Annotated in this window: 10 protein-coding genes and 1 other RNA gene; 9 read left to right on the top strand and 2 right to left on the bottom strand. The window is 40.9% G+C overall.

Annotated features, from left to right (window positions below; all coding sequences use genetic code 11):
- Positions 1–13 precede the first annotated feature (13 nt).
- The 6 genes from lpxB to H5116_RS11750 all read left to right on the top strand — a co-directional run bounded on the left by lpxB (position 14) and on the right by H5116_RS11750 (position 7,971).
- Positions 14–1,171: a lipid-A-disaccharide synthase gene (lpxB, locus tag H5116_RS11775; protein WP_182716205.1), complete on the top strand. Its 1,158-nt coding sequence runs from the start codon at positions 14–16 to the stop codon at positions 1,169–1,171.
- Entirely contained in the window at positions 1,161–1,763 is a 603-nt protein-coding gene (gene rnhB / locus H5116_RS11770) for a ribonuclease HII (protein ID WP_165723758.1), read from the top strand. Before lpxB ends, rnhB begins: the two co-directional genes overlap by 11 nt.
- Positions 1,764–1,765: 2 nt before the next feature.
- Positions 1,766–5,257: a DNA polymerase III subunit alpha gene (dnaE, locus tag H5116_RS11765; RefSeq protein ID WP_138488763.1), complete on the top strand. Its 3,492-nt coding sequence runs from the start codon at positions 1,766–1,768 to the stop codon at positions 5,255–5,257.
- A 16-nt stretch (positions 5,258–5,273) separates the two neighbouring features.
- A complete protein-coding gene (gene accA, locus H5116_RS11760; RefSeq protein ID WP_002958297.1) occupies positions 5,274–6,230 on the top strand; it encodes an acetyl-CoA carboxylase carboxyl transferase subunit alpha in 957 nt (318 codons plus the stop codon).
- An 82-nt stretch (positions 6,231–6,312) separates the two neighbouring features.
- Positions 6,313–7,617 (top strand): tRNA lysidine(34) synthetase TilS, encoded by a 1,305-nt coding sequence (tilS, locus tag H5116_RS11755; RefSeq protein ID WP_182716204.1) that lies wholly within the window; start codon positions 6,313–6,315, stop codon positions 7,615–7,617.
- Positions 7,618–7,971 carry a hypothetical protein gene (locus H5116_RS11750; protein WP_182716203.1) on the top strand — a complete coding sequence of 118 codons (354 nt, stop codon included), beginning with the start codon at positions 7,618–7,620 and terminating at the stop codon, positions 7,969–7,971.
- A gap of 30 nt (positions 7,972–8,001) precedes the next feature.
- On the opposite strand, the gene H5116_RS11745 is transcribed toward H5116_RS11750, so the two are convergent.
- A complete protein-coding gene (locus H5116_RS11745; protein ID WP_182716202.1) occupies positions 8,002–8,898 on the bottom strand; it encodes a GGDEF domain-containing protein in 897 nt (298 codons plus the stop codon).
- Between the two features lie 133 nt (positions 8,899–9,031).
- Here H5116_RS11745 and H5116_RS11740 point away from each other — a divergent pair, with 133 nt between their 5' ends.
- Positions 9,032–11,005 (top strand): monovalent cation:proton antiporter-2 (CPA2) family protein, encoded by a 1,974-nt coding sequence (locus tag H5116_RS11740; RefSeq protein ID WP_024596261.1) that lies wholly within the window; start codon positions 9,032–9,034, stop codon positions 11,003–11,005.
- A 15-nt stretch (positions 11,006–11,020) separates the two neighbouring features.
- Here H5116_RS11740 and H5116_RS11735 read toward each other — a convergent pair whose 3' ends face one another.
- On the bottom strand, positions 11,021–12,166 hold the full coding sequence (locus tag H5116_RS11735) for a patatin-like phospholipase family protein (RefSeq protein WP_002958292.1): 1,146 nt from the start codon (positions 12,164–12,166) through the stop codon (positions 11,021–11,023).
- 239 nt (positions 12,167–12,405) lie between these two features.
- Here H5116_RS11735 and H5116_RS11730 point away from each other — a divergent pair, with 239 nt between their 5' ends.
- Together H5116_RS11730 and ffs are read left to right on the top strand one after the other, a co-directional pair.
- Positions 12,406–13,281 carry a DUF3014 domain-containing protein gene (locus H5116_RS11730; protein ID WP_182716201.1) on the top strand — a complete coding sequence of 292 codons (876 nt, stop codon included), beginning with the start codon at positions 12,406–12,408 and terminating at the stop codon, positions 13,279–13,281.
- Between the two features lie 139 nt (positions 13,282–13,420).
- Positions 13,421–13,517: signal recognition particle sRNA small type (gene ffs, locus H5116_RS11725), an RNA gene on the top strand.
- Positions 13,518–14,165 lie beyond the last annotated feature (648 nt).

Below are 14,165 nucleotides of genomic sequence, written 5' to 3'. Positions count from 1 at the left end.
GAAATAAAATCAAATGAATAAAGATAAAAAACAACTACGTATTGGTATTGTGGCAGGTGAACTGTCGGGCGATATTTTAGGTGAAGGCTTAATTAAAGCCCTTAAAAAACACTTTCCGGACGCTATTTTTGAAGGAATAGCAGGACCTAAAATGCAAGCGCAGGGCTGTAAAACACTTTACGACATGGATGAGCTTTCGGTTATGGGGCTTGTTGAGGTGCTAGGGCGTTTACCACGTTTGCTTAAAATACGTAAACAACTCGTGCAGCATTTTGTAGATAACCCACCTGATGTATTTATAGGTATTGATGCACCGGATTTTAACTTACGTGTAGAAAAGCCACTTAAAGATGCGGGTATTAAAACCGTACAGTATGTAAGTCCGTCTGTTTGGGCGTGGCGCGAAAAGCGCATTCATACAATAAGTGCAGCCACTAACTTAGTGTTAGCATTATTACCATTTGAAAAAGAGTTCTACGATAAGCACCAAGTGCCATGTACATTTGTGGGGCATACCTTGGCAGACGACATTGCACTTGAGCACGACGATACTAAAGCACGAGAAGAACTCGGCTTAAGCCTTGATGACAAAGTACTGGCGCTGCTACCTGGTAGTCGAGGCTCTGAAGTTGGTTTGCTAAGCGAGACTTACATTAAAACAGCCGCGCAGTTGCAAGCTAAAAACCCCAATCTTAAAATTGTGGTGCCGTTGGTTAACGAAAAACGCAAAGCGCAGTTTAGTGATATATTAAACGCTACCGCACCAAACCTTAATGTTAACCTGCTTGATGGGCAATCAAAATTAGCGATGCAAGCTGCTGATGCTATTTTATTAGCCTCGGGCACAGCAACACTTGAAGGTATGCTTTATAAAAAACCAATGGTTGTGGGCTATAAAATAAAGCCTTTGAGCTATTGGATTTTTAAAACTTTATTTACGTTTAATATTAAGTACTTTTCGCTGCCTAATTTATTAGCCGACGAAGAGCTTGTGCCTGAGTTTTTACAAACCGAGTGTAATGTGACTAACTTAACAAACGCACTTACCCCTATGCTCAACACAGATAACAAAGAGCTAAAAGCACGCTTTTTAGCTATTCACGAAAAAATTAGATTAAATGCCAGTGAACAAGCAGCCAATGCTGTGGCGGAGTTAATAAATGCAAATTGATAGACCCAATGTATCCTTAATTGCTGGTGTAGATGAAGTAGGGCGCGGCCCGCTTGTTGGTGATGTAGTCACTGCCGCCGTCATTTTAGATCCCACTAAACCAATTGCAGGTTTAGCAGATTCTAAAAAATTAACGGATAAAAAACGCCAAGCACTTGCAGTTGAAATAAAAGAAAAAGCATTGTGCTACGCGTATGGACGCTGCAGTCCAACAGAAATTGATGAGTTAAATATTCTACACGCAACGATGCTTGCCATGACTCGCGCAGTAGAGGCATTAAGCACACAACCTGAATTTGTATTTATAGATGGTAATCGATTGCCAAAACTCACTATGCCAGCACAAGCTGTTGTTAAAGGTGATAGCTTAGTGGCCGAAATTTCAGCAGCGTCTATTTTAGCTAAAGTAGCGCGCGATGACGAAATGCTTGAACTTGATGCACGCCACCCAGAATATGGTTTTGCAGGGCACAAAGGGTATCCCACTAAAGCGCACTTTGCAGCGCTTGAACAGTACGGTGCAATTGACGAGCATCGTAAAAGCTTTAAACCTGTGCAGCGCGTTTTGGCGCAAGCCAATGGTGAGGGCTAAGCATGGCTGCTCCTGATTTTGTTCATTTAAGAGTTCATTCAGACTTTTCGATGGTTGATGGCCTTGCTAAAACAAAGCCAATCGTCGCAAAAGCGCAAGAGCTGCAAATGCCAGCCATTGCAATTACCGATCAAATGAACTTTTGTGGTTTAGTGCGTTTTTATGGCGCCACGCATAATGCAGGTATTAAACCTATAGTGGGTGCTGACTTTTGGGTTCGTAGCCCAGAGTTTCCTGATGAGCCAAGCCGCTTAACTATATTAGCCAAAGACAACGACGGCTATAAAAATATTACCTTGCTGATATCTAAAGCTTATCAGCGTGGGCATGTATTTCATCGCCCTGTGATTGACCGCGAGTGGTTAGTTGAGCTAAAAGCAGGCTTAATTATTCTCTCAGGCGCTAAAGACGGTGACTTAGGTAAAGCATTATTAAAAAATAATCCGACTGTAATTGAATCGGTTGTTAGTTTTTATAAGCAGCATTTTAGCGATAACTACTACCTAGAGCTTGTTCGCACCAATCGACCGCTTGAAGAAGATTACTTGCACATGGCGGTAGAGCTTGCTGCTAAAGAGCAACTACCGGTTGTAGCGACCAACGAAGTGGTGTTTTTAAAGCCCGAAAACTTTGAAGCGCACGAAATTCGTGTTGCTATTTTTGACGGTTACACGCTCGATGATAAGCGCCGCCCTAAACGGTTCTCTGAAGAACAATATCTAAAAACACCTGAGCAAATGGCTGAGTTGTTTAGCGATATTCCAGAAGCCCTACAAAATACCGTAGAAATCGCTAAGCGTTGTAATGTAACTGTGCAATTAGGTACTTACTTTTTACCTGATTACCCAACCGGCTCGCTTAAAATTGAAGACTTTTTAGTTAAAGTGTCACAAGACGGCCTTGAAGAACGACTACAGTTTTTATTCCCCGACGAAGAAGATAGAAAAGTAAAACGTGTTGAATACGATGAGCGTCTTGCAATTGAGCTCGGTGTAATCAACCAAATGGGATTCCCAGGTTACTTCTTAATCGTAATGGAGTTTATTCAGTGGAGTAAAGATAATAATATTCCAGTTGGACCTGGTCGTGGTTCAGGTGCGGGTTCGTTAGTTGCGTACGCGCTTAAAATTACCGACCTTGATCCACTTGAGTTTGACTTACTCTTTGAGCGATTCTTAAACCCTGAACGTGTATCAATGCCCGATTTCGACGTCGATTTTTGTATGGATAGACGAGACGAAGTAATTGATCACGTGTCGGCTTTGTATGGTCGGGATGCGGTTTCGCAAATTATTACCTTTGGTACCATGGCTGCAAAAGCGGTAATACGTGATGTAGGGCGAGTGCTTGGCCATCCTTACGGGTTTGTTGATCGAATTTCAAAATTGATTCCGGGTGACCCCGGTATGACACTTGCCAAAGCGTTTGATGTAGAACCGCGCTTGCAAGAAGCCTACGATGGCGACAATGAGGTAAAAGACTTAATCGACATGTGTCGCATCCTTGAAGGGTGTACACGTAATGCCGGTAAACATGCGGGTGGCGTAGTAATATCGCCAACCACTATTACCGACTTCGCTGCGCTTTATTGCGATGACGAAGGTAAGTTTCCAGTAACACAGTTTGATAAAAACGATGTAGAAACAGCCGGCTTAGTTAAGTTCGATTTCTTGGGTTTACGTACACTGACTATATTGCAGTGGGCGGTCGATATGACCAATGTGCGCATGAAACGCCAAGGTAAAGACCCCGTTGATATAAACACCATTCCACTGGATGATAAAAAAAGTATTGAGTTGTTACTTCGCGCCGAAACGACCGCTGTATTCCAGCTAGAGTCGCGTGGTATGAAAGACTTAGTACGCCGCCTTAAGCCCGACTGCTTTGAAGATATGATTGCACTTGTGGCCTTGTTCCGACCAGGTCCACTGCAATCAGGCATGGTAGATAACTTTATCGACCGAAAACTGGGCCGAGAAGAAATCTCATACCCAGATGCGCAGTATCAGCACGAAAGCTTAAAACCAATACTTGATCCAACTTACGGCATTATTTTGTATCAAGAACAAGTAATGCAAATTGCGCAAGTACTAGCAGGTTACACGCTAGGTGGCGCCGACATGCTGCGTCGTGCAATGGGTAAGAAAAAACCCGAAGAAATGGCAAAGCAGCGTTCAACATTTGAAGATGGCGCAAGAAATAACGGCATTGACGGCGAGCTTGCGATAAAAATCTTCGACTTGGTAGAAAAGTTCGCAGGTTACGGTTTTAACAAATCTCACTCAGCAGCTTACGCACTCGTATCGTATCAAACATTGTGGATGAAAACGCATCATCCTGCAGAGTTTATGGCTGCTGTAATGTCGGCCGATATGGATAACACCGACAAAATAGTTATTTTGGTGGATGAATGTGAAAACATGAAGCTCACCTTATTACCACCAGACGTAAATGCAGGTGAGTTTAAGTTTACAGTAAACCTTGAAGGTGAAATTGTTTACGGCATTGGCGCGATAAAAGGCGTAGGTGAGGCTCCGGTTGAAGCAATTTTAGAAGCGCGTGCAAAAGGCGGCCCATTTAAAGATTTATTTGATTTTTGTGCCCGTGTTGATTTAAAACGCTTAAATAAACGTGTTACTGAAAAATTAATTTACGCAGGTGCTTTGGATCAATTAGGACCAGAGAAAACCCAATCTGGGCGTGCTACATTACTAGCCAGTTTAAAAGATGCTATGCGTGCGGCCGATCAACACAACAAAGCTGAGCAATTAGGACAAAGTGACTTATTTGGTTTATTAGCCACTGAGCCTGATGAAGTTGAACAAGCTTTTATTAAAGCCACAGGGCTTACTGATAACGAGTGGTTAGATGGCGAAAAAGAGACGCTAGGCCTTTATTTAACTGGGCATCCAATAAATCAGTACCGCCGTGAGCTTAGGCATTACACTAGCGGAAAAATAGTTGATTTACAGCCAACTAATCGTGATGTGTTTGCAACGGCAGCTGGTTTAGTTATTGCTTCTAGAGTATTAATTAATAAAAAAGGAAATCGTTGGGCCTTAGTAACTTTAGATGACAAGAGTGCACGGATTGATGTACGCTTGTATTCAGACGAGTTTGAAAAGTACCAAGATATGCTCCAAGTTAACAATATCTTGGTAATATCTGGACAGGTCAGCTTTGATAACTTCTCCGGTGGTATTACAATGACCGCCAGAGAAATAAACACCATTGCTCAAGCGCGTGAAAAGCGTATTAAAGCGATTAAAATGACGCTGAACATGGTGCAAATCGAGGCAGGTTTCTTCGATAAATTACAAAAAGTACTCGAACCCTATAAAATGGGAACGTGTCCGATCAAGGTTTATTACCAACGTCCAGATGCGTTGGCGCAATTAACTCTTGGGATCGAATGGTGTGTTACGCCAAGTGACGACTTAATCCATAAGTTATCACTAATGGCTGCGCAAGATGTAGAACTAGAATTTAACTAATTAGGTAGTTTAGAGCATGAGCCTCAATTATCTTGATTTTGAGCTTCCAATTGCAGAATTAGAAGCAAAAATTGAAGAATTACAAAGTATCAGCCGCGCTGGCGAATTAGACCTTGAGTTAGAAGAGGAAGTCAGCAAATTAAAAGAAAAAAGTGCCAAACAAAAACAGGAGATTTTTTCTAATTTAGGCGCTTGGCAAGTATCACAGTTAGCACGTCATCCGTTGCGTCCTTACACTCGAGATTATATCGAGCGCATTTTCACGGAATTTGACGAGTTTGCTGGCGATCGTACTTTTGCTAACGATCCAGCTATTTTAGGTGGCATTGCGCGTTTAGATGGCGAACCGGTAATGGTTATTGGCCAACAAAAAGGTCGTGATACTGCTGAAAAAATTAAACGCAACTTTGGTATGCCAAAGCCAGAAGGTTACCGTAAAGCATTACGCTTAATGGAAATGGCTGAGCGTTTTAAAATGCCAATCATGACCTTTATTGACACACCAGGTGCATACCCAGGTGTTGGCGCTGAAGAACGTGGTCAATCTGAAGCAATCGCACGTAACTTAAAAGTAATGGCGTCACTTAAAGTGCCGACAATATGTACAGTTATTGGTGAAGGCGGTTCAGGTGGTGCATTAGCGATTGGTGTTGGCGACAGAGTTAACATGTTGCAGTACAGCACTTATTCTGTAATTTCGCCTGAAGGTTGTGCGTCTATTCTTTGGAAAAGCGCTGACAAAGCACCGCTTGCAGCAGAAGCAATGGGTGTAACTGCAGAGCGCGTTAAAGAGCTAGACTTAATCAACAACTTAGTTGATGAGCCACTAGGTGGTGCACATCGTAATTACGATGCTATGGCACGTAACTTAAAAGTACGCCTTAAGCGTGACCTAGCAGACTTACAAGCACTTACGCTTGAAGAAATGCTTGATCAACGTTACAAACGTTTAATGTCGTTTGGTTATTGCTAAACACATTAATTGTTAAAAAAAGCCGCTTATGCGGCTTTTTTGCTTTAAAATGTTCAGAGTTTTTATATAAAAGTGCGGCCATATGCATACAACAGCAATTTATCAGCAATTAAAAAAATCACTAAATAGCTATATTGAGCAAGGTAACACTGTTTTTACTGTGGCGCTTTCTGGTGGTGTTGATTCTGTGGTGTTGCTGCATTTAATGCGTGCTTTAAGAGCCGATAACCCTGCAATTGATGTATCGGCTATTTATGTTCACCATGGCTTGAGCCAGTATGCCGATGACTGGCAACGCTTTTGCAAAAATGTATGTATTGAGCTTGATGTGCCTTTTAAAGTCGCAAAAGTTGTAATTGAGCAGCAGTCGCGTACGAGCCTTGAAGCCCAAGCTCGCGATGCACGTTACAAAGCACTTGATGAGCTAAGCCCACAAGGCAGCATTGTTTTATTGGGCCAACATTTAAACGACCAAGTAGAAACGTTTTTACTGCGCTTAAAGCGTGGCTCGGGTTTAAAAGGGCTTGGCGCCATGCACCAAGTGCGTTTGCTGCAAAGTGGCCGTGTATGTTTTAGGCCATTGTTAAACGTAAAGCGAAGCGATATAGAAGCGTTTGCGGCGCGCTTTAGTATTAACCACATAACTGATGACTCAAATACAGATGAAAGTTTTGACCGTAACTTTTTACGCTCAAAAATAGTACCTGTGTTAGCCGAGCGTTTTACTGGGTTTGAACAATGTACAGCACGAAGTATTGAGCTACTACAACAACAGCAAACACTACTTGATGAGTACACTCAGCTTGATTTAAATAAGTGTATTAACGAGCACCAAGCACTGTGCATTAGCCAAATAAGCGAATACAGCTTAGCGCGTATTGCAAATATAGTACGTGCGTGGCTTACATTATTTACACAGGTCATGCCATCGCAAAAGCAGCTTGAGCAAATTATTAATCAAGCAATGTGCGCAAAAAACGACGCGCAAATGCGTATTGATTTGCTCTATGGGCAAATACGTCGTCATCAAGGTTATTTGTATTTTGTAACACCAAGTGAAGTATTAACAGATATTGAGCTAAATCATTCGCAGCTAAAACTTGCAGACGGGCGCTTATTAATTAAAAGCATTGGTTTTGGAGTAAGACCTCCACACTCAAATGAGCAAGTAATAGTGCGCTTTAATTGCAATAGCGCACGTATTAAACCACTTAAAAAGCCTGGTAGTAATACAGTTAAGCATTGGTTTAAAGATGCAAAAATAGCGCCGTGGCTACGCGCCAGTGTGCCACTTATTTTTTATAATGATGAATTAGTTCAAGTGGTTGGTTGTTTTATAAGCGCTAAGCATGTTGATGAAAATGGTATTTTTTGGGAGTGTAAATAAATGAGTAAACAGCCGCATGTTGGCTTATCGTTAGTAAAAAAAGCGCCAATGGGTATGCTAATAACAGCGCTTATAGCTGTTATCGCTAATGTTTTACTTGAGTTAAATATAGTTACGTTAGGTTATGCAGTCGCTGGTGGGATTGCATCTGCAGTACTTTTATTAGCTTATTGGTTAGGTAAAGGTGGATTGTTTTTTATTTTAGGCGTGAGTCTGCCACTGCTTTTAGTATTATTTACACCGCTTGCGACTATTAACGCATTACTTAATTTAATTAGCGGATTCTTTTTTGGATTCTGTGCTGCGTTGTTTATTTATAAATTGGTAAGTGCAAAGCCTAGCGGGGGAAGCTAGGCTTTTTTATTTAATGCAGTTAAGTAAAGGCTAATATGCTTTTGCGCAGTTTCTACCTGATGCCTTTGCTTTGTATAAACCTTTATCGGCTCGAGCAAATATCTCAGTTTCGCAATCTTGGCTGTTAGCTAAAGTAAAGCCAATACTGGTTGTTACTTTATACTTAGACATTAATGGCGATTTTCTTACTAAGCACATTATACGCTCAGCAATCACTTTATTAGTTGTAAACTCAGGGTCTTCAATAAGTAAAGCAAACTCATCACCACCAAATCTAAATACCGAATCAGTGCCGCGTATACTGCTACACAGTACTTTTGAAAATTCTTTAAGTGTATCGTCACCAATTTTATGGCCGAAGTTGTCGTTAACTTGTTTAAAGTTATCTAAATCAAGCAACATTAAACTAAATGGGCGTTGATAACGGCGACAGTTTTCAAGCTTTTGAAGTAAAAAGTCATTAAATTGACTACGATTATTTAAACCGGTTAACGCATCCTTTGTGGCAAGCTTTAGTACGCGGCTATACATCATCGCATTACGAAGTGGATAAACCAGCGCACTATGTAATGTATGTAATTTTTTCTCAATTGCGTGACCAAGTGGGAATTTACTAAAATAAATTAGCTGCCCTAAGTGGTCTTTATTAATCGCTAAATCAAAAATATAGGGTGTACTATTTGTATCACTTTGTGATGTTTGAGCAGTACCTAAAGTTGATTGAAACTGCAATCCAGAAAAATTGAGCAATTGTTTTGCAAATTTAGCGTAAATAGCCAGAACATCCTCGATCACTAAGCTTGTTTGTAGCTCTGCGACGAGTTCATGCGTTTCAGTTATTTCATTTGTAGGTGATTGTTCAGCCGAAAACGGCAAAAAATCACCGCGACCAGACACACGCTGCGTCAAAATATGGACGTTTTCCATTAAATTCTCCCCCGAGGGTGTTACTTTGCAATAACCAAGCTATTTTTGTGCCATATTTTAAAATTGCATGAAAAACATATGGTTGTTATATTTACTTACAAGCTACTAGTTTAATTTAAACGCGAGGCTGCATTTGCAAAGTATTAATGCTCAAATTTTTGGCTTATTAGTCGCGGCAGTTCTTTTTGTGTGGTTTTTTAAGCGCATTGGCTTGCCGCCTATTTTAGCGTACCTAGCAACGGGGGTTTTAGCCGGTAGTCATGGTATTGGCTGGCTTGCACAATCTCACGAAATAGAGTTTGTAGCTGAACTGGGTATTGTGTTTTTGTTATTTAGTTTAGGGCTAGAATTTTCTATTTCTCGGCTAATGGCAATGCGCAACCTAGTATTTGGTTTGGGCTCATTACAAGTAGGTATAACCAGTTTACTCTTCATTATTATTCTATATTGCTTAAACTTTTCATTACTCACCAGTTTTACCATCGGCACAATTATGGCACTTTCTTCAACCGCTGTGGTTGTTAAGCTATTAAAAGAAACGGGGGAGCTCAATCAGCGCCGTGGGCAATTAGCCGTTGGTGTACTGCTTTTTCAAGATATTGCAGTTGTTCCTCTATTAATAATACTTCCTTTATTTGCATCAAGTGACTCTCAAAGTATTGGCTGGGCTTTAGCGTTTGCCCTAAGTAAAGGCGCATTTGTATGTGTGCTTCTTTGGGCAATTGGTAAATGGGTATTGCCCATTGTGTTTAAAGAAATAGCGCAAGTACGAACCGATGAGTTATTTGTACTTACCACCATATTAGTCGCGTTGTTTGCAGGCTTTTTAACGTATATGTTTGGCTTGTCTATGGCGCTAGGTGCTTTTTTAGCCGGAATGATGTTAGGTGAGAGCCATTACAGGCATCAGTTAGAGGCCGATATACGCCCATTTCGCGATATTTTAATGGGGCTATTTTTTGTTACTGTAGGTATGCAGCTGGATATTTTATTTGTACTGGGGCATATCGTAATAATTATTGGCGCCTTGCTGGGTTTACTGGTGTTAAAAATTGCAGTGGTAGCCTTTAGCGCGCGGCTAATGCATGAGCGAAACCAAGATTCACTCGCCTGTGGCATTATGCTGTGGCAAATGGGGGAGTTTGGCTTTGTACTTATTGCACTTGCTGGCCAGCATCAATTATTAAATTCAGAGCAAGCTTCATTTTTAATTGCCCTTGGTGTGCTTTCAATGGCATTTACCCCATTTTTGATTGATAAAACGCCATTTATTTTAAAGCGTTTAGGCATACTCGATCGCCCAAGTTTGGCGCTCGAGAGTGAGCCACAAAGTAGTACGCTTTATAGTGACCATGTTGTTATTTGTGGTTTTTCGCGAGTTGGGCAAACTATAGCGCGTTTTTTAAAGCCCGAAGCAATAGACTATGTTGCGATTGAAAGTAACCCAATTTTAGTACAAGAAGGCAAAGCGGCGGGTGAGCCTGTCATATTTGGCTATGTTAAACAAAAAGATATTTTAAAGTGCGCAGGAGTAGAGCGAGCTCGCTTGGTTATTATTACTTTTACAGAGTTTGATCATGCACAGGTTGTTATTGATGCCATAAAGCAAATAGCACCCAATGTTAAAATACTCATTCGTACCCGTGACGATAGCCAGCTAGATTATTTAAAAGAGCTAGGTGTAACCGAAGTAGTACCTGAGTCGTTAGAGGCAAGCTTAATGCTCGTGTCGCATGTGTTGTCTATGTCGGGCGTACCGATGACGCGTATTGTGCGAAGAGTAAGTAAAGAGCGTCGTAATCGTTATCCGTTAATGCAAAGCTTTTATGCAGGCTATTTTAAAGATAACGAAGATACATCAAGTGACCGGTTAGAGTACTTACATGTGGTTGCTCTGCCTGATAAAGCTTATGCAGTTAATAAAACAATCGAAAATCTAAATTTAGAAAAGCGTCGGGTACTGGTAAAAGCGCTGCGCAGAGAAGGAGCCGAAATAGACACGCCATCAGCACAAACAACCTTATTGGCTAATGACGTTTTAGTGTTACAAGGTAAACCAAGGCGTGTTGAGCGGGTAGAGCACTACCTGCTCGACGGAATAGAATAACGTTTCTGTTTGAGCTTAATCTAGTTCTAAAAACTTGCGTATCTCCGGTAATTTTTTCATACCGTCTTCATAACCAATTTGCATTAAATGCTGGGTGTAGCGTTTTTCAAACAATAGATAACTGGTTAAGCTCGATTGCGAATGTTTTTTAACACCTATGGTACGTAGCAATACTTTAATAGCCCAAGGCATATCGTCGTAATACTGCGCTGCAATAGCATTAAAGTTTTGCGATGGGTTAATTACAAAGGTATCTATTTGTTTAAGTTCTTGATGTTTGTCACGCGCGGGTAATAGCCCTAATGTTCGGTTAACACGAGCCAAACGCTCTAAATCCGATTGCATAGTGTCGGTAAATACACTGTCTAGTAAATGCCCCGCAACAGCAGAGAGTCCAGGATAATGTGGCGAATAACCCGGCGGGTGTAATTCTTTAGGTTGATCGACCCCAATAATAAATATTTTTTCAGCGCCTAAATGAATCGACGGACTCAGCGGAGAAAGTTGATGTATAGAGCCATCACCAAAGTAATGGTTATAAATATTTACACTTGGAAACACCATAGGAATGGCACTTGATGCCATTAAGTGCTCAACATTAATACGAGTTGCGCGGCCTTCGCGTTTAGCACGTTGCCACGATGTTTGCGTATTAGATTGAAAAAATGCAACCGAGTCACCCGTTGTATAACTTGAGGCTGTAATAGACAGCGCATCTAAATAATTACGGTGTAAATTGCGCTCAATGCGGTGTAAATCTAAAATCTCGTTTAATAAACTACGCAGAGGGCGGTTATTTAGTAAGCTCGCTGGTGGGTGGTTAATATGCTCTGACTGAAAGCTCGTTAAGATATTGCGAGCAATATGACCAAACACGCTTAAAAAGTCACTTTTATAGACCATAGAGGTTGAAAAGTTTTTCCAAACTGATTCGAGCTTTCGTACAGCCAAATGCGCACAAGAAGCGTAACATGCCAATGCAGCAGAGTTAATAGCGCCAGCGGAGGTGCCATTTATTACTCTAAATGGCAATGGAGCAGTACGAGGCATACTATGAGCTAGCGCTTTTAGCACACCGACTTGATAAGCAGCTCGTGCGCCACCACCTGTAAGTAATAAGGCAGTTTTAGGTTTTTGTGGATCAACTTGCTTGATTTTCATATTGGTGGTTAAACTGTTCTACGTCTTTACTTTATTTATTAACTGTAAGTCTTTAAGCTAGAAGAATCAAAGGATAACTGCCCTAATGCTTATTACATTATTTAATCACCCAATTTAGTAGGTAACTTACTTTGCTATAATTGCCGTATTATAAAATGTCATAGTATTTGTGTAAGAATGAATTTAATCCACTTAGCGTACTCTAAGTGATATCGCATTTTAATTTTTATGGAGTTCGTATGTCAGATAAACCAGAAGCATCAGATGTTCAAAAACGTCCACCTAATAACAATATTCTTTTCGCCGTTATTATTTTAATAGTCGTAGCATGTGCGGCCGCCTTCGTATTGCTCACACCAAGTGACGAGCAAGAAACACGCACTGAGGTAGAGCCCGCAGTTAAAGAGCAACCTATGATGGAGCTTAAACCCGAGAACGACCCAGTGGTAGACGCGCCATCTGTAATGCCAGAAAAACCAGCCGAGCTTGAAGTACCAGTACAAAGCCCGAGCGAGCCGGAGCCTGAAGTAGAGCCACTACCAACACTTAACGAAAGTGATGCAGTTGTGGTTGCTAAAATGGATGAGTACCTAAGCGACTCAGTAATGAGCCTAATGGTGACCGACGATGTAATTCGCCGTGGTGTTGTATTTGTAGATAACCTAGCTAAAGGTAAGGTAGCTAAAAAGCACACGCCTGTTGTACAGCCAGAAGAGAAATTTAGCGTTAATGAAGGGGATATCCTCACAATTAACCCTAACAGCTACGAGCGTTATACCCCGTATGTGAAAATATTTACCAGTATGAGTGCAGCGCAAGCCGTTCGCATGTACGAAGAGTACAAGCCACTTATAAATAATGCATACAGTGAAATTGGTTATGGAGATGATGAGTTTAATCAAACGCTAACCGATGCAATCGATTTATTACTTGATACGCCAGAGCCTGAAGGTGACTTGCCGTTACTTCGCGATTCAGTGACGTATCAGTATGCGTTTTCGGAGTGGGAGCAATTACCTGCTGCGCAAAAACAGCTTTTACGTATGGGTCCAGAAAACATGAAAAAAGTAAAAGCAGCACTTCGTGATATAAAAGCGCAGTTAGAGAACAATTAATACGCACTAAAACAGCTAAATACGTCGCGATTGTATATGAAGTATGCAATCGCACTTTCTTTTTAGATTATCCCTTGAATAACAGAGCAAAAGTAGAGATAATCCTTCCCGCGCCAACCAAGGCCCTCAATGGTAGTCTTATTGGTCCTCTCGCAACACTAGCAGGCGAACCTGGTCAGGCCCGGAAGGGAGCAGCCACAGTTTGTGACGTGTGTGCCGAGATGTGGCTGGTAAGACTGCCACCCAAATTCCTCATTTGGGTGTTGTTTGAAGTATAAGTTGACATATTTGTACTAAAAGATTGCATAAACCAGAAGCATAAGATGACATAATTTAGTATTAACCAAATTGTTAAATGGCTCACTCACATTTGCACTTCGGCTTTTTGCCTTTTCCAATAACTTGATAAAGGCTACCACTGACTGTTTTGATTAGCTGGTTCTGAGGTGATATTTCCACTATTCTTGATGTGCTAATATAATCGTTCGTTGCGAATCGGTACGTCATGTCATCGACATAGATATCCCATAAAATTTATCCAATCATTTTCTTCACCATCAAAAATTGAAACTTAGCAGTGTTTAAGTCTTAATGAGAAATATCTATTTCTACTAAATTAATCGGAATTTTTTAGCATTAAAAAACTGGCTTTGGTATCAGGAGCTTTTAATTTAAGAAACCAGTCACTTTATGTCATTTTATGATTCAACTCTATGTCAACTTACGCTTCACTTTTGTCGCTGTGGAGCAATAAAACCGAGTTTGGTTATGCCAACTTATACTTCAAGCAACATTGGGTGTATATCGCTAACTCCTTAATTTTTATATTTTTTCACTAAATTAATCCATAATACCTAATAGTTTCCAGCTCCTTTTCTCGCTAG

Origin of the sequence: Pseudoalteromonas sp. SG45-2 (assembly GCF_014164115.1) — a bacterium.
GTDB lineage: Bacteria > Pseudomonadota > Gammaproteobacteria > Enterobacterales > Alteromonadaceae > Pseudoalteromonas > Pseudoalteromonas distincta.
Note: the sequence above shows the minus strand (reverse complement) of the source record. Positions and strands in the feature narration are given on the sequence as shown.

Excerpts from the sequence above, each read along its gene's own strand:
- rnhB (WP_165723758.1), top strand. The coding sequence starts at position 1,161 with ATGCAAATTGATAGACCCAATGTATCCTTAATTGCTGGTGTAGATGAA.
- dnaE (WP_138488763.1), top strand. The coding sequence starts at position 1,766 with ATGGCTGCTCCTGATTTTGTTCATTTAAGAGTTCATTCAGACTTTTCG.
- H5116_RS11750 (WP_182716203.1), top strand. The coding sequence starts at position 7,618 with ATGAGTAAACAGCCGCATGTTGGCTTATCGTTAGTAAAAAAAGCGCCA.
- H5116_RS11745 (WP_182716202.1), bottom strand. The coding sequence starts at position 8,898 with ATGGAAAACGTCCATATTTTGACGCAGCGTGTGTCTGGTCGCGGTGAT.
- lpxB (WP_182716205.1), top strand. The coding sequence starts at position 14 with ATGAATAAAGATAAAAAACAACTACGTATTGGTATTGTGGCAGGTGAA.
- tilS (WP_182716204.1), top strand. The coding sequence starts at position 6,313 with ATGCATACAACAGCAATTTATCAGCAATTAAAAAAATCACTAAATAGC.
- accA (WP_002958297.1), top strand. The coding sequence starts at position 5,274 with ATGAGCCTCAATTATCTTGATTTTGAGCTTCCAATTGCAGAATTAGAA.
- H5116_RS11730 (WP_182716201.1), top strand. The coding sequence starts at position 12,406 with ATGTCAGATAAACCAGAAGCATCAGATGTTCAAAAACGTCCACCTAAT.
- H5116_RS11735 (WP_002958292.1), bottom strand. The coding sequence starts at position 12,166 with ATGAAAATCAAGCAAGTTGATCCACAAAAACCTAAAACTGCCTTATTA.